The 23,050-nt window shown below is 58.6% G+C and carries 21 protein-coding genes; 14 read left to right on the top strand and 7 right to left on the bottom strand.

All coding sequences use genetic code 11. The annotated features are described in order from the left end of the window. The first annotated feature begins 10 nt into the window (after positions 1-10). On the top strand, positions 11-712 hold the full coding sequence (locus tag HMPREF1628_RS01845; RefSeq protein WP_034507154.1) for an L-ribulose-5-phosphate 4-epimerase: 702 nt from the start codon (positions 11-13) through the stop codon (positions 710-712). A gap of 115 nt (positions 713-827) precedes the next feature. Here the strand turns inward: HMPREF1628_RS01845 and HMPREF1628_RS01840 are convergent, their stop codons facing one another. The 5 genes from HMPREF1628_RS01840 to HMPREF1628_RS01820 form a co-directional block, all read right to left on the bottom strand. Then, positions 828-1,631: an NYN domain-containing protein gene (locus tag HMPREF1628_RS01840; RefSeq protein ID WP_052038765.1), complete on the bottom strand. Its 804-nt coding sequence runs from the start codon at positions 1,629-1,631 to the stop codon at positions 828-830. A 214-nt stretch (positions 1,632-1,845) separates the two neighbouring features. Then, positions 1,846-2,430: a PLDc N-terminal domain-containing protein gene (locus HMPREF1628_RS08580; protein WP_052038764.1), complete on the bottom strand. Its 585-nt coding sequence runs from the start codon at positions 2,428-2,430 to the stop codon at positions 1,846-1,848. Between the two features lie 62 nt (positions 2,431-2,492). Beyond that, positions 2,493-3,374: a 1,4-dihydroxy-2-naphthoate polyprenyltransferase gene (locus tag HMPREF1628_RS01830; protein ID WP_034507336.1), complete on the bottom strand. Its 882-nt coding sequence runs from the start codon at positions 3,372-3,374 to the stop codon at positions 2,493-2,495. Between the two features lie 4 nt (positions 3,375-3,378). Beyond that, a complete protein-coding gene (locus HMPREF1628_RS01825; protein WP_052038763.1) occupies positions 3,379-4,761 on the bottom strand; it encodes an AMP-binding protein in 1,383 nt (460 codons plus the stop codon). A gap of 38 nt (positions 4,762-4,799) precedes the next feature. Then, positions 4,800-5,777 carry a 1,4-dihydroxy-2-naphthoyl-CoA synthase gene (locus tag HMPREF1628_RS01820; RefSeq protein ID WP_034507332.1) on the bottom strand — a complete coding sequence of 326 codons (978 nt, stop codon included), beginning with the start codon at positions 5,775-5,777 and terminating at the stop codon, positions 4,800-4,802. Between the two features lie 219 nt (positions 5,778-5,996). Here HMPREF1628_RS01820 and HMPREF1628_RS01815 point away from each other — a divergent pair, with 219 nt between their 5' ends. The 6 genes from HMPREF1628_RS01815 (at position 5,997) to HMPREF1628_RS01790 (ending at position 13,088) form a co-directional block, all read left to right on the top strand. Further along, positions 5,997-6,992, top strand: coding sequence for a siderophore ABC transporter substrate-binding protein (locus HMPREF1628_RS01815; RefSeq protein ID WP_034507152.1), 996 nt, complete (start codon positions 5,997-5,999; stop codon positions 6,990-6,992). After that, positions 6,989-7,999: an ABC transporter permease gene (locus HMPREF1628_RS01810; RefSeq protein ID WP_198030380.1), complete on the top strand. Its 1,011-nt coding sequence runs from the start codon at positions 6,989-6,991 to the stop codon at positions 7,997-7,999. Before HMPREF1628_RS01815 ends, HMPREF1628_RS01810 begins: the two co-directional genes overlap by 4 nt. Continuing rightward, on the top strand, positions 7,996-9,036 hold the full coding sequence (locus HMPREF1628_RS01805) for an iron chelate uptake ABC transporter family permease subunit (RefSeq protein WP_052038762.1): 1,041 nt from the start codon (positions 7,996-7,998) through the stop codon (positions 9,034-9,036). The genes HMPREF1628_RS01810 and HMPREF1628_RS01805 overlap by 4 nt, the downstream gene beginning before the upstream one ends. Then, entirely contained in the window at positions 9,033-9,791 is a 759-nt protein-coding gene (locus HMPREF1628_RS01800) for an iron ABC transporter ATP-binding protein (RefSeq protein WP_034507148.1), read from the top strand. The genes HMPREF1628_RS01805 and HMPREF1628_RS01800 overlap by 4 nt, the downstream gene beginning before the upstream one ends. A 111-nt stretch (positions 9,792-9,902) precedes the next feature. Continuing rightward, the gene (argF, locus tag HMPREF1628_RS01795) at positions 9,903-10,901 is read left to right on the top strand and encodes an ornithine carbamoyltransferase (protein ID WP_034507146.1); all 999 of its coding nucleotides are present in this window, start codon (positions 9,903-9,905) and stop codon (positions 10,899-10,901) included. Positions 10,902-10,925: 24 nt separating this feature from the next. Further along, positions 10,926-13,088: a beta-galactosidase gene (locus tag HMPREF1628_RS01790; protein WP_034507144.1), complete on the top strand. Its 2,163-nt coding sequence runs from the start codon at positions 10,926-10,928 to the stop codon at positions 13,086-13,088. Positions 13,089-13,179: 91 nt separating this feature from the next. Here HMPREF1628_RS01790 and HMPREF1628_RS01785 read toward each other — a convergent pair whose 3' ends face one another. After that, entirely contained in the window at positions 13,180-13,524 is a 345-nt protein-coding gene (locus HMPREF1628_RS01785) for a hypothetical protein (protein WP_034507142.1), read from the bottom strand. Positions 13,525-13,656: 132 nt separating this feature from the next. Between HMPREF1628_RS01785 and HMPREF1628_RS01780 the strand changes: the two genes are divergently transcribed. The 4 genes from HMPREF1628_RS01780 to HMPREF1628_RS01765 all read left to right on the top strand — a co-directional run bounded on the left by HMPREF1628_RS01780 (position 13,657) and on the right by HMPREF1628_RS01765 (position 18,728). Next, positions 13,657-14,718, top strand: coding sequence for an o-succinylbenzoate synthase (locus HMPREF1628_RS01780; RefSeq protein ID WP_034507140.1), 1,062 nt, complete (start codon positions 13,657-13,659; stop codon positions 14,716-14,718). A gap of 15 nt (positions 14,719-14,733) precedes the next feature. After that, positions 14,734-16,572: a 2-succinyl-5-enolpyruvyl-6-hydroxy-3-cyclohexene-1-carboxylic-acid synthase gene (gene menD, locus HMPREF1628_RS01775; RefSeq protein ID WP_052038761.1), complete on the top strand. Its 1,839-nt coding sequence runs from the start codon at positions 14,734-14,736 to the stop codon at positions 16,570-16,572. A 73-nt stretch (positions 16,573-16,645) separates the two neighbouring features. After that, positions 16,646-18,238 (top strand): S1C family serine protease, encoded by a 1,593-nt coding sequence (locus HMPREF1628_RS01770; RefSeq protein ID WP_232219350.1) that lies wholly within the window; start codon positions 16,646-16,648, stop codon positions 18,236-18,238. A 100-nt stretch (positions 18,239-18,338) separates the two neighbouring features. Next, the gene (locus HMPREF1628_RS01765) at positions 18,339-18,728 is read left to right on the top strand and encodes a hypothetical protein (RefSeq protein WP_034507138.1); all 390 of its coding nucleotides are present in this window, start codon (positions 18,339-18,341) and stop codon (positions 18,726-18,728) included. Between the two features lie 43 nt (positions 18,729-18,771). Here HMPREF1628_RS01765 and HMPREF1628_RS08575 read toward each other — a convergent pair whose 3' ends face one another. Continuing rightward, positions 18,772-20,208, bottom strand: a complete 1,437-nt coding sequence (locus HMPREF1628_RS08575; RefSeq protein ID WP_052038760.1) for an isochorismate synthase — start codon at positions 20,206-20,208, stop codon at positions 18,772-18,774. Between the two features lie 162 nt (positions 20,209-20,370). Between HMPREF1628_RS08575 and HMPREF1628_RS01755 the strand changes: the two genes are divergently transcribed. The 3 genes from HMPREF1628_RS01755 (at position 20,371) to HMPREF1628_RS01745 (ending at position 23,050) form a co-directional block, all read left to right on the top strand. Further along, a complete protein-coding gene (locus HMPREF1628_RS01755; protein WP_034507135.1) occupies positions 20,371-21,093 on the top strand; it encodes a demethylmenaquinone methyltransferase in 723 nt (240 codons plus the stop codon). A gap of 219 nt (positions 21,094-21,312) precedes the next feature. Next, a complete protein-coding gene (locus tag HMPREF1628_RS01750) occupies positions 21,313-22,620 on the top strand; it encodes a geranylgeranyl reductase family protein (RefSeq protein ID WP_052038759.1) in 1,308 nt (435 codons plus the stop codon). Between the two features lie 67 nt (positions 22,621-22,687). Next, the gene (locus HMPREF1628_RS01745) at positions 22,688-23,050 is read left to right on the top strand and encodes an NADH-quinone oxidoreductase subunit A (protein ID WP_034507130.1); all 363 of its coding nucleotides are present in this window, start codon (positions 22,688-22,690) and stop codon (positions 23,048-23,050) included.

Here is a 23,050-nt window from a genome sequence, read left to right as displayed (position 1 = left end):
GATCAACTAGATGATTGAACTATCGAAGCTGCCTGCAGAGGTTCAAGAGGCCGTTCAGCGTACTCGTGAGAATGTTGCGCGCCTGCACGCTGAGCTACCCCGCTGGGAGTTGGTTGTGTGGACGGCGGGAAACGTGTCGGAGCGCGTGCCTGGCACCGACCTATTTGTGATCAAGCCTTCCGGGGTGTCTTATGACGAGCTGACTGCCGACAACATGGTGGTTTGTGACCTGGACGGTAAGAAGATTGCGGATGGGACGCCCGATAACCTCTCACCATCTTCGGATACGGCCGCGCATGCTTACGTTTACAAGCACATGGACGAGGTTGGAGGCGTGGTGCACACGCATTCGACGTATGCGACGGCTTGGGCGGCGCGCGGTGAGGAGATCCCATGCGTGCTCACCATGATGGGCGATGAGTTTGGAGGCCCGATTCCGGTTGGTCCGTTTGCAATCATCGGTGATGATTCGATTGGTCGCGGAATTGTGGAGACTCTGCGCGGGCACAGGTCGAAGGCCGTGCTGATGCAAAACCATGGTCCTTTCACGATCGGTAAGGACGCGAAGGCTGCGGTTAAGGCTGCTGTGATGGTTGAGGAGGTTGCCCGCACGGTTCACATCGCTAAACAGCTTGGCGACGTGATTCCAATCGAGCAGCGCCACATTGATTCCTTGTATGACAGGTATCAAAACGTGTACGGCCAGCATTAGAAGCCGAATATAAAACCGTGGGGGTCATTCCAAAAGGAATGGCCCCCACGGTCCTATTTTGCTGAGAAGTTGCGAGTCTTATACCTGGCCGCGTGTGCCGAGGAAGGCCACAAACTCAGAGCTCATCATCGGGATCATCCTGTGCTTCTGAAGAACAATTTCGGGCTGAAACACTGATGCTGTTCAGATGTAGCGGGTCCTGCAAGTTTTCTGGGGGCGCTAGAACACATTCTCGGATGCCATCTACATGCTCACTTAAAGAATCAGTGATTGGTGACCACATTGGGTCAAGAATAAAATCTATCCCTGAACGACGCGCGTGTTTAGCGGCCGGTACAAAGTCAGAGTCACCGGCAATCATAACTATTTGATTGACAAGGCCGCGTTCCGCAAGCGTCGAGATATCAAGACCAAGGCGCATATCGACGCCTTTCTGTTTGATATCTAGAAAGAAATCCTGCTCATGCAACTCGTCAACCATAATGCGGCCTGCCAATAGCTTCTTCGTTGGCTCGGGTTTAAGCGTATACCCGCGTTGCGACTCGAGTTCTTCCCCTCGTCGCAAGGCGACTTTGCGTTTCTTTAGTAGCTCGGAGAAGAAGGCGTTTGACCATCTGTACTGGTCGCTCTTAGCCAGATTGATTTCACTACGCAATAGCGGGTGGTAAAGGACTTTGGTAGAAGGAGGGCAATCGTAGTAGAAGATTCTGTACAGGTTCGAACGTGACTTCCTTATGTGCCTACGACGATACTCCAGCAACTCGTCGGCCCGCTCTTGCGGATTCTTATCACCAAATAAGGCATACGCGCGCTTTCGGTAGAAACCACCATCAACTAGGATGGCCGTAACAATCGGCTTACGGACTATGTAGGTACTTCGCTCTGTGCGTTGGTGCCTTCTTAGCGACGCAGAGGACATGGTGCTCCTTTGCATAAAAGCTCTGGTCATCGGCGACATCCGTATAAGTGGAGCGTCAACGGCCAGAGCAACTAAACGTAAATTTAGTTTAGTTGTTAGTGCAATTCAACGTGTTTCTCAATATATATGGATATTGGACATATAGATTTTGGCTGTGGAAAACCAGCGAGACGGGCCAGGAAATGAACGATCCTTGGTTCTACTTTTTGGAGAGCTACAGGTTCTCGCCCTCATCCTCATCTTCTTCTGGCCCCTGCTGGTCTTTGGTGGCATCCGCGTCCGAGGAGTCAGTAGGTGTTGAGTGGCTTGGGTCGCCTTCGCCGCCCAGGTTGGTCAGATCCTCTGCTTCGAAATCTAGGCCTTGCGCATCGGGGTCCGAACTCTGCACGTCTTCTGCTCGTTCGGCCTCGTCCATCTGCCGCTCGAATTCGCGCATGAGATTCTCCGACCTCTTTTGACGCATCTGTTTTTCCAAGTGCCAGGCCAAATTCGGGTCATCATCAGGCGCGCCGTACATGTACGGATCCTGGTTCGTGTAGGTGCGTTTCGGCAGTTTTATTGCCGAGTCTTGCGAGTACCAAAAACCGCGATTCACCTGCCCACCACGTGCCTCTGCTTGGGTTACGCGAGACACGATAATCCAGGCCAAACCGCCCACGGGCGTCAGCAAAATCGCCAGCAAAAGCCACAGCGGTTTAGGGATTCGAGCGGGAATCTCATCTTTAGGGGTGCGCGCAATGTCAGCAACAGCAAAAATCGTCACTGCCAGCGACAGGATAGCGATCACAACCCTAGCCATTTCCCACTCCTCAATAGGTCTTTAACCATTGTATGCACTGGCCGCGAATATGCTCGCCGGGCTTAGGACACGACTAGGCCAATGCACACAGCCAGACCGGTGAACAGAGTTAAAAAGCCCGTGTTGCGTAGGATCGGCAGTAGCTCACGGCCCTTCGCCCCAGCCAGGACCCTGCGTGAAATCAGGAGCACGGGCGCGGCAAACACCAGCAAATAGGCCAGAACGAACCGGGTTTGTACCAGGCCAAGCCCCGTCATAACCACGCCAATGCCCAGCAGCCACGCGTACACGAATCGTGAGAGGCGATCTCCCAAGCGAACCGGCAGAGTCCTCTTTCCTGTCTTTGAATCGGTTGGAATATCGCGAATGTTGTTTACAAACAGCAGGGCAACCGAGAGCATGCCCGTACCCGCCGCAGCACACCACAGCCACCAGGGCGCCACCTGAATCTGCACCCAAGTGGTTGCAACAGTGGCCATGAGGCCAAAAAACACGAAGACGAACAGCTCAGACAGGCCCACGCCCATGTAGCCGTAAGGGGTGCGCCCTCCCGTGTAAAACCAGGCTGCGGCAACCGCCGCAATGCCAGGAACTAGCAACCACCACTGGCTCGAAATGTAAAGCAGAACGAGGCCAAGTACCCCCGCTAACGCGAAGCATCCCAGCGCCGCAGCGAGCACAACCTTTGGGCTTGTCTTGCCCCCGCCGGTTAGGCGAGGAGGGCCCGAACGCACCGCATCTGTTCCGCGCACCCCGTCGGAGTAGTCGTTCGAAAAGTTCACCCCAACCTGTAGCGCAAGCGCTACTGCCAGGGCAAGGATCGAGCGGGCGGCAGAAAATCCGCCTAGGAAATGGGCCGCCCCAATGCCGATAAGCACGGGCGCGATTGCTGCGGGGAGGGTGCGAAGGCGCGCGCCTTCGAGCCAGTCGTTGAAAGTCGCCATGTGCTCAGCGTACCCACGCGGCTTCAGACGCAACCAAATTTGCAACCATTGCGCCCACCGCGTGCCTATCAACTTTGCCTAGCGGCGTAACGGCAAGCTCGTCCACAACCGCGATGACTCGCGGGGCATGATCGCGCCCTAACTGCTCGCCAACCAGGTCTCGGATTTGCTTGGCGAACTTCGCGTACACCTCATTTTCGTGGGCGGACAGATCCGCACCGGCCTCGTCAATCTTCGCCCTAATGCAAGGCGAGGCGATAGCGGCAGCCACTACCTGTCCCCACTTCTCGTCAGGCAGGGCGACAACCGCAACGTCGGAAACGTCCTCTGCTGCCGCAATTACGTCCGCAACGCGCGTGGGCGCCACGTTCACCGCGCCAGAAACAATCACGTCATCAGCCCGGCCCAGCACCTGCAGACTGTTGCCATCCCATTCGCCCGCGTCAGAGGTGCGTAGCCAGCGCTGCCCGTCCTCCACATCGAATGGACGGTCAAAACCATCCACATATCCATCCATGAGGACGGGGCCGGCAATCTGGATTCGACCATCAACCGTGCGGATCTGTACGCCCGGCAGGGGAGTGCCGTTGTAGACGCAGCCGCCCCCGGTTTCGCTCATGCCGTACGTGGTGACCACGTTAATACCGGCCGCACGGGCGCGATCCAGCAGATTCGAGGAGGTGCCCGCTCCTCCTACCAGCACCGCATCTAGACGCGCGAGCTGCTCCACGAGTTCGCCCCCAGCCTCGAGGGCGTCATGCAACTGTTTGGGGACCAAGGATAGGTAGGCGCGGTGAGCACTATCGTCAGCCGCCGTTCGGCACGCGACTTTCAGGGCCTCCTCATCAAATCCTGCTGACATGTCCGCGATGATTGGCGAGGCCTCGGCAACGCAGGTGCGAATCAGCGTTTGCAGTCCCGCAACGTGATGCACGGGGAGCGCCACAATCCAGCGGCCTGGCCCGTCCAAAGTCTCGTGCGTGGCCCGGGCAGACGCTACCAGTGCGCCGAACGAGAGCCCCACAAGCCGCGGATTTCCTGTGGTGGAGCCGGAGGTCTCTAAGATCACGTCCACGCTGCCCGGCAACTGCTTGATGCGCTTTTGTAGCGCGGCGTTGGTTTGAGCCGCGCGTGCAGGCATTGCCTCGCTGGCCTCTCGCGGTGCCAAAATTATGCGCTGCTGACGCTGCACACCCGTCTTTTCAAACCGTTCGTACAGCTCCCACAGCTTGTGTACCGCCGAATAGGTTATGGTTACCGCGCCGGGCGTGGTTCCTCCCGGAACAATCATCAGTTGGGTTACGGAATCAGCAGCGTTCATCGACGTCATTACAAATCCATTCACGTACGAGGGAGCCTGGCCAATGCCGGGCGTGCAAACGGGCAAGGTGCCAGTCTGCTGGGGGAGTGGGCAGAAGAAAATGGTTAAAAATAGTACGGGTAGCTTGACCAGTCGGGGCTGCGCCGCTCTAGGAAAGCGTCGCGCCCCTCTTGCGCCTCTTCGGTCATGTACGCCAGGCGCGTTGCTTCCCCGGCAAACACCTGCTGGCCAGCCAAGCCGTCATCGGCGAGGTTGAATGCGAACTTCAACATGCGGATGGCCTGGGGAGACTTTGTTGCAATAATCCGCGCATATTCGAGCGCGGTGGCTTCCAGGTCCGCGTGCGGCACGGCCTCGTTCACAATGCCCCAACGCTCCGCGTCTTTCGCGCTGTATTCGCGAGCCAAGAAGAAGATCTCTCGCGCTCGTTTGTCCCCAGCTTGACGTGCCAACAGGGCGGATCCGTAGCCGGCGTCAAACGAGCCCACATTCGCATCCGTTTGCATAAAACGCGCGTGTTCGATGGACGCTACCGACAGGTCGCACACCACGTTGAGTGAATGGCCGCCGCCTGCTGCCCAACCTGGGACAGCGGCAATCACAACCTTGGGCATCGTGCGGATCAGGCGCTGCACCTCTAGAATGTGAAGGCGTCCGGCCCGCGCGTTGTCCATGTTCTGGCGGCGCTTCGAAACCTCAGCTTCATTAGAAATATCGGTCTTTTCGTACTGGTACCCGGCAGCGCCGCGGATGCGCTGGTCTCCGCCCGAACAAAACGCGTAGCCGCCATCCTTTGCAGACGGGCCATTCCCCGTGAGGATTACGGCCGCAACGTCCGGGCTCATACGCGCATGATCTAAGCAAGAGTAAAGCTCATCGACGGTGTGGGGGCGAAACGCGTTGCGCAGGTGCGGGCGATCAAACGCGATGCGTACCACGGGCAGGTCTTCCCCGGCCAGAGCCCCGTCTTCCTCGCCGCGCGAAATGCCGCGATGGTAGGTCATGTCAGTAAGCTCGAAACCTTCCACCTCACGCCAGCGGGAAGGGGCAAAAGTGTCCGAAACATTGGGTAAAGCGCTCATGTTGTACATCGTAGTTGTTCGCGCGATTTTTAGCTTTCGAGGCTACCTGACCCGCGCAAACAAGGTTCGGTGACGGTTGAAGCCCGCAAAAAGTCGGGGAAAACTCGGGTTGCTAAGGCTTTTAGTATTTACGTAATGTAGGCGTGACGTAATGTTGAAAAAGGTTCGGGGATGTGGTTAGGTTAGCCTTACCTACGTTAAGAAGGAAAGTGAAATCTAATGCGTAAACTATCGCTCGGCGCCGTTGCCGTTGTTGCTTCCCTTGCCCTCGCCGCATGCGGGGCTGGGGGCGCGTCTTCCGCGCCCGAAACCACGGAGACCGCAACTGAAGCAGCCGGCGCATTCCCGGCAACCGTCACTCACAATGCAGGTGAGACCACCATCGAGTCTCAGCCCAAATCCATCGTTGTGCTCGACATGGCCGCGCTCGATACCATCGACGCGCTGGGCGCGGGAGACCTCGTGACTGGCGTGCCCGTCAAGTCCGTCCCCACCTGGCTGAAGGATGACCAGGGCATCGACTATTCCACCCTCGAAAATTTGGGAACACTGAAGGAACCCGACGTAGAGGCCATTGCGAAACTTAACCCCGACCTTGTAGTTGTGGGCGCGAGGTCCGCGAAGTTCTACGACGAGCTCTCCAAGAACTTCACCACCATCGACGCCTCCGTCCCGTGGGACAAGGATGGGTACTCCCAGCGCGCTGCTGAATCCGTAGAAATGCTCGCGACCGCTGTTGGTAAGGCCGAGCGCGGCGCGGAACTCAAGGATGAACTCCTTACCAAGATCGCTGAATACAAGGCTGAAGCCGAGAAATCTGAGCGTGGCACGGCAATGGTCTTGATGACCAACGGCGGTGAAGTTTCGATGCACGGGCCGCAGTCCAGGTGGGCGCCAATCTATGATGTGTTCGGTTTCAAGCCCGTAACTGAAGGCGAAGCTGAAGAAGGCCACAAGGGTCAGAAGATCTCGTTTGAAACTGTGCGTGAGCTTGCTCCCGACTACATTTTCGTGATTGACCGCGACGCGGCCATTGGAAACACCGAGGCTGGAACCACTGCGCAGCAAGTTCTGGACAACGACCTCGTAAATGAAACTCCCGCGGCTAAGAACGGTCACATCGTTTACCTTTCGCCAGAGCGCTGGTACGTGGTCATGACGGGCGCATCCAACTTCATGGCTGAGCTAGAAGAAGTAGCGGCCGCCACCAAATGAGCGCTCCCGCTCTAACCGCTAAGCCGGTAGCCGCCAACCAGTCCCGATACGCTCTGGGGCTGGCTGGCGGCGCCGCCTTGCTCGCGGTGCTAATGGCCGTATCCGTAACGGTTGGTACCGCAGACCTATCCATTGCAAATCTGATAAGCGGCCAGTTAAGTAGCGCGGAAGCTCAAGTTCTAACCGTGTCGCGTATTCCCCGAACCCTCGCCATCGTGCTTGCAGGCGCCTCTATGGCAGTTGCCGGCCTGGTCATGCAGATGCTGGTGCAAAATCGCTACGTTGAGCCCTCCACTACCGGTGTCACCGAATCCGCCGGCCTTGGCGTGCTGGTTGTGACCCTCCTGTTCCCGGCAGCCTCGATCCTGGTGAAAATGGGATTCGCCGTGATTTTTGCCCTCGGCGCCACCCTGGTGCTCCTCGCCCTGATCCGCTCCATCCCACGCAAAGACCCAATCATCGTGCCACTGCTCGGCATTGTCTTATCCGGCGTCATCGGAGCCGGAGCCACCTTCCTCGCCTGGGAATTTCAACTGCAGGGCACCCTGCAGGCATGGCTAACCGGTGACTTTTCGGGCACTATTTCCGGCCGTTACGAACTGCTGTGGATCGTGGCCGGGGCGTGCGCTCTCGCATACCTGTTTGCAGACCGCTTCACAGTGGTGGGGCTGGGCGAAAACTTTTCCACAAACCTTGGCCTTAACCACGCCCGCGTCACTCGTGTCGGCCTAACCATAGTCGCCATCGTGGCCGGCACAACCATCGTGGTAGCAGGGTCGCTTCCCTTCCTCGGTCTAGTTGTCCCCAACATCGTGTCACTCATCATGGGGGACTACCTGCGTCGGTCATTGCCCTTCGTCGCCATGGGCGGTGCCGGTTTTGTTCTCATCGCTGACATTCTTGGACGCACCCTGATCGCGCCAGCCGAAATTCCCGTTGGCGTCGTAATGGGTGTGTTTGGCGGCGCCATATTCCTCGTTATCTTGCTGAAAACGGTGAAGTTATGACCACCATCGCCCTGCCCCTCGTGCGCCCGACTCGATCCGAATCGGCCGTTGGAAGTGCTCCCCACATCGCAGCGGTCATGGCAAAACGAGCTAAAGACGTACGGCTGCGCGTGCTCATCGCGGTAGGTCTAGCCGTGATCGCGATGCTGTTCTTCCTGCTGTATGGGGCGCTTGACGCGTGGCAAATCATTGCGGCGCTGCGCATCAAACGCCTTGCTGGTCTAGTGGTGGTGGCCGTTGCTCTCTCTGCCGCCACCGTGCTGTTTCAAACGGTCACGCGCAACCGCATCCTCTCTCCCTCCGTCATGGGATTCGACGCCATGTTTGCCCTGGTGGCAACCAGCCTGGTGTTCTTCCTTAGCGCGCGCGTAACAAACCTGATTCCACCCGCCCTCATGTTTGCCCTGCAAGCCTCCCTTATGACCCTGGTGTCCGTCACCATGTTCCTTGCAATAATACGCAAAGGTCGGGCGTCAGCGCACCTGCTGGTCCTCGTTGGCATTGTTGTTGGCGCGCTTTTGCGTTCTATCACCACGATGATGTCGATCATCATGGACCCCAACGAGTTCTTGACCGTGCAAGACCTCTCCACGGCTTCATTTGCCGCCATTAACGCAAGCGCACTCGGTATCACTGCATTAGTAACCGTGATTGGTTTGGCTTACGCCATCAAACGGTCGCGTGATTGGGACGTGTTGGCGCTAGGGCCAGACATGGCCACGTGCCTGGGCCTTAACTACAGTCGCGAAGTTAAAACTGTGCTGGCAACCTCCGCACTGCTAGTTTCAGCCGCCACAGCTCTGGTGGGCCCACTCATGTTTTTTGGCCTTCTGGTAGCAAATATTGCCGTTCATGCCCTCGGATCTACGTCAATCCGTCACCTCGTACCCGGCGCAAGTGCGATTGGCATCATCGTCCTCGTAGGCGGACAAGCTATCTTGGAGCATGTTCTTTCAGGAGGCACCATTTTGCCCGTTGTGATTGAACTGGTCGGCGGCGCACTACTGCTGGTCATGCTAGTTAGGGGATCAAAATGATTGAACTACGTAACGTGACCATGTCCTACGGGGTTGATCCCGTAGTGAAGAACGTGAGCTTTAACCTGGCTGATAGCGGGCTCACCGCCCTCATCGGGCCGAACGGGGCAGGCAAATCCACCCTCCTTTCCGGCATTGGGCGCCTCATCCCGCTCGTGGATGGCCACGTCCTGGTAGACGACATTGACGTGAAAGATTGGAAAAGCGAAGAACTTGCCAAGAAGATTGCGATTTTGAGGCAGGAGAACCATCTTTCGGTACGGCTCACAGTTGCCGAACTTGTTATGCTGGGACGCCACCCGCATGGACGGGGACGCATCGGCTCAAAGGATCAAGAAAAAGCAGCGGAAGCCCTGAAGTCAGTGGACATGCTTTGCCTCGCCGACCGCTTTTTGGATGAGCTTTCTGGCGGTCAACGCCAGCGTGCATTCATCGCCATGACCCTCGCGCAAGACGCCAAATACCTACTGCTCGACGAGCCGCTCTCCGCCCTCGACATGCGTCATTCGCGTGACATGATGCGACACCTCGTACGCGCCACAAAAAACCAGAACATGTCCACCGTGGTTGTCATTCACGACATCAACACGGCCAGCGCCTACGCCGATCGCCTCATTGCTTTGAAAGATGGTGAGGTAGTAGCGGACGGTACTCCGGATGAAGTTGTGCGCCCTGAAGTTTTGGAAGACATCTTCGAGGTCGATGTTGAAGTTGTACACGTGAACGGGCGCCCAGTAGCCGTGCCTCTCGCTTAGCTGCCTCGAAGCCCCGCAGGTGTTTTAAGGCGGAAGGGGAGCGGCCACCTCGGCAACGAAGAAAGCGTGGACACGCCTGCATACGCCGGATGCGATTAATAGACTGGACGCATGGATTTTCCTCTACGTGGACGCAGTTTTTTGCGTGAACTCGACTTCAGCTCTAGCGAATGGACCTACCTGCTTGACCTTGCCGGGCAGCTGAAGAACGCGAAGGCTCAGGGGCGTGAAACCCAATATCTGCAGGGATTGCAAATCGCCCTCGTATTCCAAAAAATGTCTACTCGTACCCGGTCTGCCTTTGAAGTCGCAGCGTTTGACCAAGGCGCAAACACCACGTACCTAGATCCGGCGTCATCTCACGTTGGTTACAAAGAATCCGTAGCAGACACCGCGCGCGTGCTTGGCCGCATGTTCGACGCAGTTATGTTTCGCGGTGACAGTCATGACACTGTGGAACAACTACACCGGTGGGCAGGTGTACCCGTCTTCAACGGTCTTACAGACCTTTGGCACCCCACGCAGATGCTTGCCGACGCCCTCACCATGCGTGAACATTCCAGCGCGCCGTTAGCCGAAACAGCATTCGCTTACGTGGGCGATGCGCGCTACAACATGGGCCGATCGCTCCTCGTTCTTGGAGCAATGTTGGGCATGGATGTGCGCATCATCGCGCCATCCGCACTGCAGCCGCCCGCTGAGCTGGTCAAGCAGGCTCAAGATTTAGCGGCTGCAACCGCGGGAACAGTTACAGTAACCGACGACGTCGAGGCCGTCGCGGGCGCAAACTTTGTGCACACCGACATGTGGGTATCAATGGGGGAGCCCGAGGAAGCATGGGACGAGCGTGTTCGCCTACTCACTCTCTACCGCGTGGACGCGGCCCTCATGGATCGGGCCGGTACAGACGCGAAATTCATGCACTGCCTGCCCGCGATTCACGACATCAACACTCAAGTTGGCAAGATGATACTTGAGCGTTACGGCCTGAACGGGTGCGAAGTGAGCGACGAAGTATTCGAGTCGGAACGCTCCATCGTGTTTGATCAGGCCGAAAACCGCATGCACACCATCAAAGCCGTTATGGTCGCTTCCCTCGGACGCGAATAAACCTCAAAGCAGAAGGACTGCGCAATGAACCCGATTTTGCCTACAAACGAACTTTGCTACGGAGGCGACTGGAACCCCGAGCAGTGGCCCGCTGAAACCATTCGCGAAGACATCGAGCTGATGCATGAAGCCGGGGTGAACCTGGTAACGCTCGGCGTTTTTTCATGGGCCAAACTAGAGCCGCGTCCTGGCGAGTACAACTTCACGTGGCTCCGCGAAATCATGGACCAGTGCGCAGCCGCTGGCATCTACGTTGATTTGGCCACCGGTACGGCCTCGCCTCCCGTGTGGATGGCTCGTCAGCACCCCGAATCCCTACCCGTAGATGAGGCCGGAGTGCGCCTCTCTTTTGGCTCGCGCCAGCAGTACTGCCCCTCCAGCGCCGTGTACAAGGAAAAGTCGGTGGCGCTCGCGGCAGCACTCGCGAAGGAGTTTTCTAACCACCCAGCTCTCGTCATGTGGCACATCAACAACGAGTATGGTTGCCACGTGCACGGCTGTTACTGCGATGCCTGCGAGGGGGAGTTTCAGGCGTGGCTGCGTGAGAAATACGGTTCTATTGACGCGCTGAATCACGCGTGGAACACGAGATTTTGGGCGCAAACCTACAGCGACTTCACCGACGTCTACCTGCCGCGCAAGATGCCCGCACAGCACAACTCGTCGCAGGTGCTGGATCATGCACGGTTTGTTGATAGTCAGTTGCGCGGCCTGTGTATAGCTGAAGTGAAGCAGGTGAGGGAGGTCAACCCCTCTATTCCGGTAACTACGAACTTTATGGGCGAGTTCCCCTTCACTAACGGGCGCGAGTGGGCTAAGCATCTAGATCTGGTTTCCGACGATTCCTACCCGGATCCTGCGCTAGCCGGTAGCGCTCACGAGGTTGCGTTCACTTCTGCCCTCATGCGCGGATACCGCGGAGGCCAACCGTTCCTTCTGATGGAACAAACCCCCGGAGCGGTGCAGTGGCGCCCTGAAAACAGTCCGAAGAGGCCCGGCCAGCTTGCCCTCTGGTCGCTTTCCCGCGTGGCGCACGGTGCGGACGGCATCTTGCACTTTCAGTGGCGGCAAAGCCCGGGCGGAGCTGAAATGATGCACTCTGCGATGGTGGCGCACGCGGGTAAGAACGCGCAGTCTTGGGCTGAGGTTGTGCAACTTGGGGAGTACTTACGTCGCCTGACCCCGGTGCTGGGGCAGCGCGTGCAGGCCAAGGTTTGCATTGTGGCGGATTGGGACAGTATGCAGGCACGAGCCGCTGTGATCGGCCCCGATAGCCTGCCGCCAGCCATGCACGGGGTCAGGGCGTGGCATCGCACCCTATGGGAGATGAACATTGCTGCTGACGTGGTTGGTATTGAAGATGACTTGGCCGGCTACGATCTGATGGTAGTTCCTGAACTGTTCATTGACTACCCGAACTTCGCTGAACGTCTCCAGGCTGAAGCGCGCCGCGGCGCACACGTCTTGGTTGCGGCTCCCTCGGGCGTAGTTGATGAATCCGGCCGCGCGATTTTGGGCGGCTACTTGGGAGCGCTAACAAATCTGCTAGGCGTTCGCGTTACGCAGCACGCCGTAGCATCGCCAAATGCGCAGCGGTGGAATATTCCAAACCTGGACGAAGTGGACCCGCGCGTTGACCGGATTACGAGGGCGGTGCACGTCCCCTCGAAGCAGGGCTTCCACAACTTGGAGGTTCGCGCCGAAGAATTGAAGCGGGCGCTGGATCAGATTGGTACACCGCAACCAACCCCGCGCGGGGGCACGTGGGGCGAGTATGTGATGGCAACAAAGGAAGCCAGCGACTTCACTGATCCGATGTGGCTAAACGACGAGGTCGAGGTGATGGCGCAGTTTGGTTACGAGTCAGATCTTGGAGGATGGCCGGCAATCACGCGCAGGCGAATCGACAAGGGTAGCGCGTGGTACGTTGCAACGGATCTGGATGCTACCGGCCGAGCAGCCCTCATGCGCGTGCTCGGTGCGTTCTCGCGCTTGGATATGAGCGGCATGGAGCTACCTGATGGTGTAGAGAGAGTCGCACGCGGACCGGTGACGTTCTACATGAACCACTCTGACAAGGCTGTGCAACTATCTGGCGTTACCGGGTTTGACCTGATTTCGCAGGCGGATGCGACAGGCCATGCCGTCCTCGCGCCCCGCTCCGCAATGGCGATCCTGAACCGCTAAGCAAAGCACCAGCCCCGCCCCTTTCTCGCACGCGGGTAGGGGCGGGGCTGGTAGTTCTGCTGAAGCAGGTGGACTCGGCGAACTTGATGGCCTACTTGCGGCGCGGGCTTTCTAGCCTCCACTTCGGCAATAGCCACAGCGGGTACTTATTTGAGAACAGGCCGACCACGGTGCCAACCGCTCCGACGGCGGACAGTAGACAACCGAGGATAAACAGTACCCACACGCCTCCGGTCAACTCGTTGAACAGGCCGGACAGTCCGATCACTCCCAGGCCGAACAGTAAGACGGTGAAACTGGGGAGGAACACGAAGGCGAATCGTTCATCCACGATGCCATCTTCGGTTTCCCACGCCCGCGACGAGGGCGTGTCTTTGCGTAGCCACACGGTTGCGATTAGGGCAGCCAGGCCCAATACGAATGCGATGATCGTCATGCTCCAAGCTTACCCACACGAGCCGGCGTGGACCCGCGCTGATCTGTAGTTGCCGCGCATCGAGTGTTGAGGGGAACATGAGCGGGGGTCGGCGGCGCCACGAAATACGCGCAAGTTTGGCAAAATGGGGTTGTGAATGATGCGCTCCCCACTGATTCTACCCGGCTTCTCGAGGTCGCGATTGAGGCGCTTCCTGCCTCGGTTGTGAACGTGTTTGAAGGAATTGATCGGCTGCTCTATTTTCGGTTGCCACTAAAGAACAGGTTTCGGCGTATCACAGTGCGTGACGGCCTGATTTTGCGCGGGCCGGGCGGTTGGGCGGAAGTTTCACCATTTTGGGATTATGACGCGCGCGAATCCGCCCAGTGGTTGCGTGCGGGGCTTGAGGCCGCGCAAAGTGAACCGTTGCCGCGTAAGCGTGAGGCCGTGCCGGTTAACGCAACCGTGCCGGTGGTGGAGCCGCAGGTGGCGTTCGACATCGTGAAGAATTCGGGTGGGGCTCGCACGGTAAAGGTAAAAGTGGCGGATCCAAACTCCACTATTAGCGAGGATTGCGCGCGTATCGAGGCGGTGCGCGACGCCCTCGGCCCGGCGGGACAGATCCGCGTGGATGCAAATGCGGCGTGGGACGTGCCTCAAGCGCTGGAGGCCATTCGTGAACTGAACCGGGCGTGCCAGAGTGGGGGCGGTGCGGACCTGGAGTATGTGGAGCAACCGTGCGCAACGGTGGAGGAACTTGCGCGCGTTCGCCAGCAGGTGGACGTGCGGATCGCGGCGGATGAGTCGGTGCGTCGTGCTTCGGATCCTCTGGCGGTGGCACGCGCGGGCGCTGCGGACTTAGTGATCGTAAAGGTGCAGCCACTGGGCGGAGCAAAGCGCCTGATCGATGTGGTTGAGAGGGCGGGCTTGCCCGCGGTTGTCTCCTCCGCCTTGGATTCGTCGGTGGGTCTAGTCCGCGGCGTGGAGTGCGCGGCGGCGTTGGACGAGCTACCGTTTGCCTGTGGCCTCGCTACCTCGCAAATGTTCACGGCGGACGTCACCAAGACTCCGCTTCGACCGGTAGATGGGGTTATTGTTCCTCAAGAAATCGAGATTGACGAGGCCGCCGTATCGTTCTTGCCGCATAGGCGTGACGAGGCGGAGCATCTGACGCGGTGGCTCGCTAGGCTTGAAGAAATGGTTCACTGCCTGTAGTGGCGGGGGAGGGTTATGCCTGCTTCTGTTGATGCACGCTGGTTGGTTGCGGCGCTGGCTCCGTACGTGCGCGATTTTGTGGTTGCTGCCGGTTCGCGTAGCGCTCCGCTTGCGTATGCGATTGCTAGTGCGGAGGGCAGTGGGCTGGTGCGCGCGCACCCCGCGTTCGATGAGCGTAGCGCAGGGTTCTATGCGCTGGGTTTAGCGCAGGCTTCGAAGGCTCCAGTTGCGGTGGTGACAACTTCCGGCACCGCCCCCGCACACCTGCTACCAGCGGTGATTGAGGCGTTCCACACGGGCGCGCCGCTCATTGTGATTTCGGCGGATCGGCCCTTTGAGATGAGGGGCGTGGGCGCGTCGCAGACCACGGATCAATCTGGGCTGTTTGGCAACCACGTGGTGGCGCAGCTGGATGTGCCGGCGGAAGTGGGGATTAGTCCGGATGCTCGCGCGGTGTCCGAGGACCGCGCTGCGAAGGCCTTTGTTGCGCGCGTTCGCCGCCTGGTGGGGCAGGCCGTGGGCGCGCGCGAGGCGGGTGGTCCGGTGCATATCAATATCGGATTCCGCGATCCTTTGACCCCGGAGGGGGCGCCTGCGGTAGCGGATTTAGACGCGGGGATCCCCGCCCGGCTTGCGCGGCGTCAGCCGGTTGTGACCGCGTGGGAGGATGCCGTGCAAGATTTGCGCACGGTCATTGTTGCGGGAGACAAAGCCGAGGGTGCGGCGCAGCTGGCTCAGGCGGCTGGGGTTCCACTTTTGGCCGAGCCCTCCTCCGGCGCATTTGGAGCTGCTACCTTTTGCGGATTCCAGCAGCAGATGCTGACTCGGTTTGCTGGTGAAATTGAGCAGGTCGTGGTGCTTGGCCATCCCAGCTTGTCTCGCCCGGTTTCGCGCCTGTTAGCTGGCCCTGCCCGGGTGGTTGTAGCTTCGAGCGCGCGCGAATATCCCGATGTTGCGGGTAACGCCGACCTCGTGGTGGAACAACTTGCCCCTGTCAAGCAGAAGATGCCACAGGGTGCGTGGACAAGAAGCTGGGCCGAGCATGCTCAAAACGTTGGCCAGTGGATCCGGGCGCGCGAACTCAGTCAGCTTGCTGCTTCCTCCCTCCATGAAGGAAATAGCCAGGGCGACAATCCGCGCGCGACGGATGTCAACTCAGGCGCCCACCACCCAATACCGCACGGCGCTATTGCCGCCCGCGCGGTGTGGGACGCGTACGCAAACGCCTCGCGCGCGGCCGAGCCGGAAGGTGGCGGTCACGCCCTGGTCCTCGGCGCTTCAAATTCGATTAGATACATTGATCTGGCGGCGGATTCGCCCGTGGGGAACGGGGCAAAAGGGGTATTTGCCGCGCGCGGCCAGGCGGGAATCGACGGCACTATCGCAACGGCAAAAGGCATTGCGCTCGGCCTTGATTGCCCCGTGCGCGCATTGGTTGGGGACCTCACGTTTATGCATGACATTGGTTCGCTCCTGCTCCCCGCGGGGCAGGCAGTGCCGAACGTAGACGTGGTGGTGATAGACGATCAGGGAGGACGCATCTTCCAATCGCTCGAACACGGCCTAGCTCCATGCGCCGTCTATGAAAGGTTTTTTGCGGTTGCGCATAGTCTCGACTTTGAGGCGCTTGCCGTTGCTACCGGCTGGGAGTACGTCCGCGCGGACTTCACCACCTCCACCCGAAACGGTGCGGAGGGAAACGGCAAGAACGCGGTTGAAGCAGATGCTTTTGAAACATTAACGAGGGCGCTCGCAGACCGGCCGCGCGGGCGGATCATTCACGTGGTGGCAGACCACAGCGGAGTGCGCGCGGGCGTGCAATCACTTTTTCCAGAAAAAACCCAGGTGCACTGAAGAAATCGCTCAGAACAGCCGGCCACCATGTACATTGTTTTGAAAAAAGTACAGATATTTTTTAGGAGCCACGATGGAGAATGAGCGTCCCAGGGATTACGAGGGCGAACCAGATTCCGTTACCCCTGAAACCCCGCAGGGTGAGCCCATCAAAACCCCGGACCAGCCGCGCTACGTTTACCGAACAGCAGATTCGCAGAGCGCAGACCAGCAGGATCCACGTGAGCAAGAAGAGGTAGAAGAGCAAGTACAACCTCAGGCCTACTCTGCGCCCGTTGCCGCGCAAAACTATCCGCAGCAAGGCGCCTACCCGCAGCAGGCGTATGGCCAGCAACAATATGGCCAGCAAGCTAGCGGGCAGCAGGGAGCATACGACCGGGCTGCTTACGGTCAGGCGAATTACGAGCAACAGGGCTTTCAACAGGCGCAACCCGAGCAGTCGTATGGCCAGCCGTTTGGCTATGCCTCTCAGGTGCAGACAGCGCCGCGTAAACCGGCTAATAAGGGGCCAGGTTGGGGCGCCCTCATAGTCGCGATGTTGCTTGCCGCGTTCCTCGCGGTTGGTGGCACGATCGCTACGCTTAAGTTTTCGGGAGCATACGCGCCCGCGGCCAGTAGCCAGCAGATTCAGCAGCCGTCAGGTGAAAAGACTCCAACCGTTCAGGTTTCCGGAGAGGGCACTGACTGGCAGGCGGTAGCTAACGCGGTTCGTCCCGCCACAGTGTCCATTCAAGTCAGCACGGGGGATGGTGGTGACACCGGTTCGGGTGTTGTTTGGGATAGTAACGGCAACATTGTCACGAACTATCACGTGGTTTCTGCCGCAGTTAATAACGAGCAGGCAAAAATCACGGTTCGCGCCAGCGGAAGCCGACTTTACGAGGCGGAGATTGTGGGTATCGACCCAACTACGGACCTGGCTGTTATCCGTATGAAGAATCCGCCCGCTGATTTGGTTGCCGGTAACTTTGGTGATTCCAGCCAGCTAAAGGTGGGCGAGGCCGTGATGGCGATCGGCTCGCCGCTGGGGCTCACGGACACGGTGACCACCGGTATCGTTTCGGCGCTGGATCGCCCGGTGGCGGTGAAGACGGCTGTGCCAAACGATCAAAGCGAGCAGTTCAACTACCAGTTCCCGTACTTCCTGCAGCAGTCGCCGCAGTCAGAAACCGTGGTAACAAACGCTATCCAGGTGGATGCCTCGATTAACCCCGGTAACTCGGGCGGTCCGTTGTTTGACGCGCAGGGCCGTGTGATTGGCATTAACTCCTCAATCGCGTCGATGGGTAAAGAGGGCTCGGCTGGCTCTATCGGCCTCGGATTCGCGATCCCGGTGAACCTGGTGAAGAACGTGGTGACGCAGTTGATTGAGAAGGGCGAGGCGGTGCACGCTCAACTTGGCGTGAGCATCTCTACTGCGGCGATCCAGGTGGGTGAGGAAACCCGTCTGGGTGCGAAGGTGGAGTCGGTACTGCCAGGAGGAGCGGCCGCAGATGCGAACCTGCGGGTTGGTGACGTGATCGTGTCAATAGATGGCAACGACGTGGTGTCCTCCGCTGCACTTACGGGATTTGTGCGCAGGTACAACTCGGGTGACACAGTGACGTTGGGGATCGCTCGCGGCGGTGAGATCACCGAGGTCCAAGTGGCCCTCAAAGCTAAGTAGCTAACTCGGCCAGCTCGCATTCACCACGGATTTGGAGCTGCCCGGGTGGCTCAGAGCGCGTGTAGCATTGGGTTTGCAACGCTCGGTCTAGGAGGATCCCGTGAAGCGAAATAGTCAGTACACCATTCCGATTGTGTTGGTGATGCTAGCTGGCCTTGCCCTGCCTTTCCTCGTTTGGTTTGAACAGGTTCCCTTTCAAGCGCGTTACATGCGCGGCGAAGCCGGGGCGGGGGATTGGCTACTTTTGATCGGTGGAGCTCTCGTGTGGGCCGGGTTGGTTTGTGTCGCTTCGGTGATGGCAAATGTGCTGGCTGCGGAGTATTACAAATCGGGCGGCATTTATCTTGTGGCGGCGATAGCGGCGGTAGTGTGCGGCGTTTTCACCGCATTCGCGTTGAACGTTTTCTCTCCCCTGGCGTTGACCATTGGTTTCACGGTGATTTTGTTCCCTGCGATCTACGTGGTGCTCCCAGACTATTCGCCGCGCTAGGCGAATGCGCAAGCTTTAAGCTTTCACCAATCGGCCTCGAAGATTAGTTTTCGAGGCCGATTGCCTGCAGTACGGGTAGCATTTTTGCCCCAGTTTCGGCTAGTTCCACCTCGGGAATGGATTCGGGCATGATGCCTCCGCCGGCAAATACGCGGATCGAGTGCTCGTCGGGAAGAACCTGGCCGCAGCGCAGAGCGATCGCGCACGCTCCCTCACCCGCCCCGTCGATCCAGCCAACGGGCCCGGAGTAGCGTCCGCGGTCGGTCAGTTCATGCTTGGACAAAAGCTCGAAAGCGTCCTGTGTGGGGGTGCCACAAACCGCGGCCGTGGGATGCAGGGCTCGAACCGCTTCGCAAACGGGCGCGTGGCCCACCGCAATCGCGGTGAGGTCGGCGGTCACGTCGGTAGCAAGATGAGTGACGTTAGGAAGGTCCAAGAGGAACGGCTGGCGGGGAGCGTTGAGGTCGCGGCTGAGCCCGGCCAGGGAGTCCACCACCGATTGAACGGCAAGAGCGTGCTCTTCACGGTCTTTAGCTGATTCCCACAGGGTGGCGCCTTCCCCCGGAGGACAAGTGCCGGCAAGTACGCGGGACTTCAACTGCCCGCCGCGCACGAACGCGAGCATTTCCGGCGATGCGCCGGTGAGGCCGGCAACGCTAAACGTCCAGGTGGTGGGGTAGGCCGTAGCGAGCTCTTGTAAAACTGCAACTAGGTTAATCGGATGGTCAGATCGAGCCGTAATATCGCGAGCCATAACAGCTTTTTGTGCCCGGCCGTCGCGCAGTTCGTCCACGACCATGGCAACCGCGTGCTTCCATGCGGAGCGTGACATGGTGCCCGGATCTAAATACCAGTTGGGCGCTCCATCAAGGTTCTCGCTCTCGGTGTTGCGCTGACCAGCGCCGTCCTCGATTGCGTGGAGGTCTTCGCCGTCTGCCTCAATAACCGTCTCGATCTTCCACGTGGCATCGCCCAATGCCACCCATGCAATGCGCGGCAGTACCAGCGCCCCCGGCGTTCCGGGAGCAAAGCCAAATGACATTAGCCCTAGCGGAGCGTGCATCCCCGTCCGGGCGAAGAACTCCTGGCCGCCTTCCACGCTTGCTTCAGCGATTAGCGCCAGCCAGTCTCGGCCCGCGACCTGCATGTGCGGCTGGTTTTGAACTATCCCGGGATTCTCTGGCCGCGGGTTGGGCAGTAGCGCGCGTGAAAGCATTTTGAAAGTGGGATGCGCGAGGCCGTAGCTGCCTTCCTCTGTCGCAATGATGGCAAGTGCTATACCGTCTCCAACGATGATTGGCTGAGCGTCAGTAGCTAGTGCAGGCCCGCTCCAAACCGAGAGATTACGTGCGCCGTCAACGCGGTGCAGAAGCTCAGAGAATGTGGAGGGGCCACCAACCTCGCTGATCGAAACGCGCAGTTTTGGGCGCGCATGCGGATCGCGAAGGCAAAATCGTCGTGCGGAGTTCAATACTGTCACGGTATCCCATACTACCTGGCCCCGTATTTTCGTTGCGCCAGGCATCCTAACGATCGACTTTGCTTGAAATCCTAGGCAGTATGCCCCCTCGAAGAAGGATCTTATTTCGCGGCAGCTGGTTGAAGTTCACCTCTGGCGTAGAACCATGACAAGATAGATCTCATGGCAAAACGTGACCTTAAAGCTTCAGACGTAAATCGTGCATCGCTAGAGAAGCGTCCCCACGAGGTCGCGGGCATGTTCAACAAAGTGGCCAGTCGATACGACCTAACTAACGAGGCGTTGACGTTCGGTCAGGTGCATATTTGGCGCAGGGGAGTGGTGCGTGCCCTCAACCTGAAGCCGGGCGAACGAGTCCTTGATCTGGCTGCTGGAACGGGTGGTTCCACGGCGGCGCTCGCGGAAACCGGTGCGCATGTGATCGCGTGTGACCTGTCGGAGGGTATGATCGAGGTCGGGCGCCAGCGTCACCCGGAACTAGAGTTTGTGCAGGGGGACGCAACGGATTTGCCGTTTGAGGATGCCTCGTTTGACGCGGTAACTATTTCGTTTGGCCTGCGCAACGTGCAAAACACCGAGAAGGCGTTGCAGGAAATGGCGCGCGTGACCAAGCCGGGCGGGCGTCTTTTGATCTGCGAGTTTTCGCGTCCAACTTGGCCGGTGTTTAACGCCGTTTACGGGTTTTATTTGGAAGAAATTTTGACGCGAGTGGCGAAGCTACTGTCTTCAGACGATGAGGCCTATGACTACCTGATTGAGTCGATTCGCGAGTGGTATGACCAGGAGACACTGGGCAAAATGATTGCCCAGGCCGGTTGGGGGCGGGTGCAGTACCGCAACTACACGGGCGGTATCCTCGCGTTGCACCGCGCTATCAAACCCTGAAGTGCTGATGCGCGATTTTCGCGATAGCCTCACTGTGATCAATAAAATAAGTAACACGGTTGTGATCAAATACGATTGTGTTTGCGGCGGCCGGGCGTTCGTTTCCCGTGCCAAATCGCCTTTTTTCTGTATCTTTTGTGGACCTACCCCACCCGGTGGATAGGGTAGGGACATATGGGCATTTCGCCTCTAGAGGAATGCAAATTTGGTAAAAGTTATATGAGTAGCAACGAGCGGGAGGAACACGTGGAGCTGGCTGACGCGTCCGACTTCAGTGCTGATGTCGTCGTTGTGGGCGCAGGCCCTGCAGGTTCTGCAACGTCTTATTACTTGGCGCGGGCGGGGCTTGACGTTGCTCTTTTAGAAAAATCTACGTTCCCGCGCGACAAGATTTGTGGTGATGGCTTGACGCCAGCCGCGGTTGCTGAGGTTCAACTCATGGGCGTTGACACCGCGGGGTGGCAGCGCAACAAGGGTCTCAATGTAATTGGCGGCGGCCACTCTATTTATTTGCCGTGGCCAGAAACGAAGTCGGCTCCTAACTTTGGTATGGCGCGTGCCCGCATGCAGTTGGATGAGGATTTAGCGCGCCGCGCCGAGTCTGCGGGAGTCCGCTTGTACGAAGGCTTCAACGTTACGGGCGCTCTGCAAACTCCTACCGGCCGCGTGTGCGGCGTAACCGCGAAGGTCGGCAAGGGTAAAGATGCTCGGGAAATCGAGTTTCGCGCGAAGGTCGTTGTTGAAGCCGGCGGTGTAGCCGCCCGCCTCGCCACGTCCCTCGGTATTGAAAAGCTAGAGAACCGCCCGCTGGGTGTGGCAGCTCGCGCATACTTTAAGTCGCCAAATGGCGATGCAGAGTGGATGGATTCGCACCTGGAGCTGTGGAGCGGCAAGCGCGGTGAATCTGATCTTCTGCCCGGCTACGGCTGGCTGTTCCCGCTGGGCGACGGCGTTGTTAACGTTGGGCTCGGCTCCGTTTCTTCTACGTCAAAGGCAACCAAGTTGCCGTATCGCGAGATCTTCAAGACCTGGATCGCGAACCTGCCCGAAGAGTGGGAGATGACCGAAGAGAATCAGATCGGTCAGCTTCGCTCTGCCGCTTTGCCGATGTCGTTCAACCGCAAGCCCCACTACCGCGACGGCCTCGTAATCGTTGGTGACGCGGGCGGCATGGTTTCTGCTTTCGATGGTGAGGGTATTGCCCCCGCTATGAGGGCGGGGCGCTACGCCGCGGAATCTATTGTTTCTGCGCTAAGCCGCACTTCTGATGCGGGTTTTGATCGCGCAATGGAAACGTACACGGAAGCGTTGACCGCAGACTGGGGCGGCTATTACCAGCTGGGCCGCGTGTTTGTGAAGCTGATCGAGAACCCGAAGATCATGCACGCCTGCACAAAGTATGGTCTGCCGCGTCCCAGGCTCATGAAACTCGTTCACAAACTCCTTTCGGACGGCTTTGAGCGTTCGGGCGGAGAGTGGGATGACAAGCTGATAACGGCTCTTGCGAAGGTGGTTCCAAAGGTATGATTAAGAGTTTGGTATCCCCAGCAAAATCTACAAAGAATGATCTGTTAACCGCCAGGTTGGAGGCATAGTGAGCAATCCGTATATCCCGATATTGATCATGGCCGCGATGGCAGTCTTGGTCGCACTCGGTGGCCTGGGAGCCTCCGCGATCCTGGGACCCGTTAACAAGAACAAGGTCAAGTCCAGTAACTACGAGTGCGGTGTGGACCCGATCCATCACGACGCTGATGTCGGCCGTTTCCCCGTGAAGTACTACCTGGTGGCTATGACGTTCATTATTTTCGACATCGAGGTTGTCTTCCTTTACCCGTGGGCTGTGACCTTCGGGAAGTTGGGCCTGTTCGGCCTCGTTGTCATGTTTACGTTCATCGCGCTGATCACGGTTCCATTTATTTATGAGTGGCGCCGCGGCGGCCTGGATTGGGACTGA

The sequence above is a fragment of the Actinomyces sp. S4-C9 genome (assembly GCF_000758775.1).
Classification (GTDB): domain Bacteria; phylum Actinomycetota; class Actinomycetes; order Actinomycetales; family Actinomycetaceae; genus Gleimia; species Gleimia europaea.
This window is presented reverse-complemented; position numbering and strand designations above follow the sequence as displayed.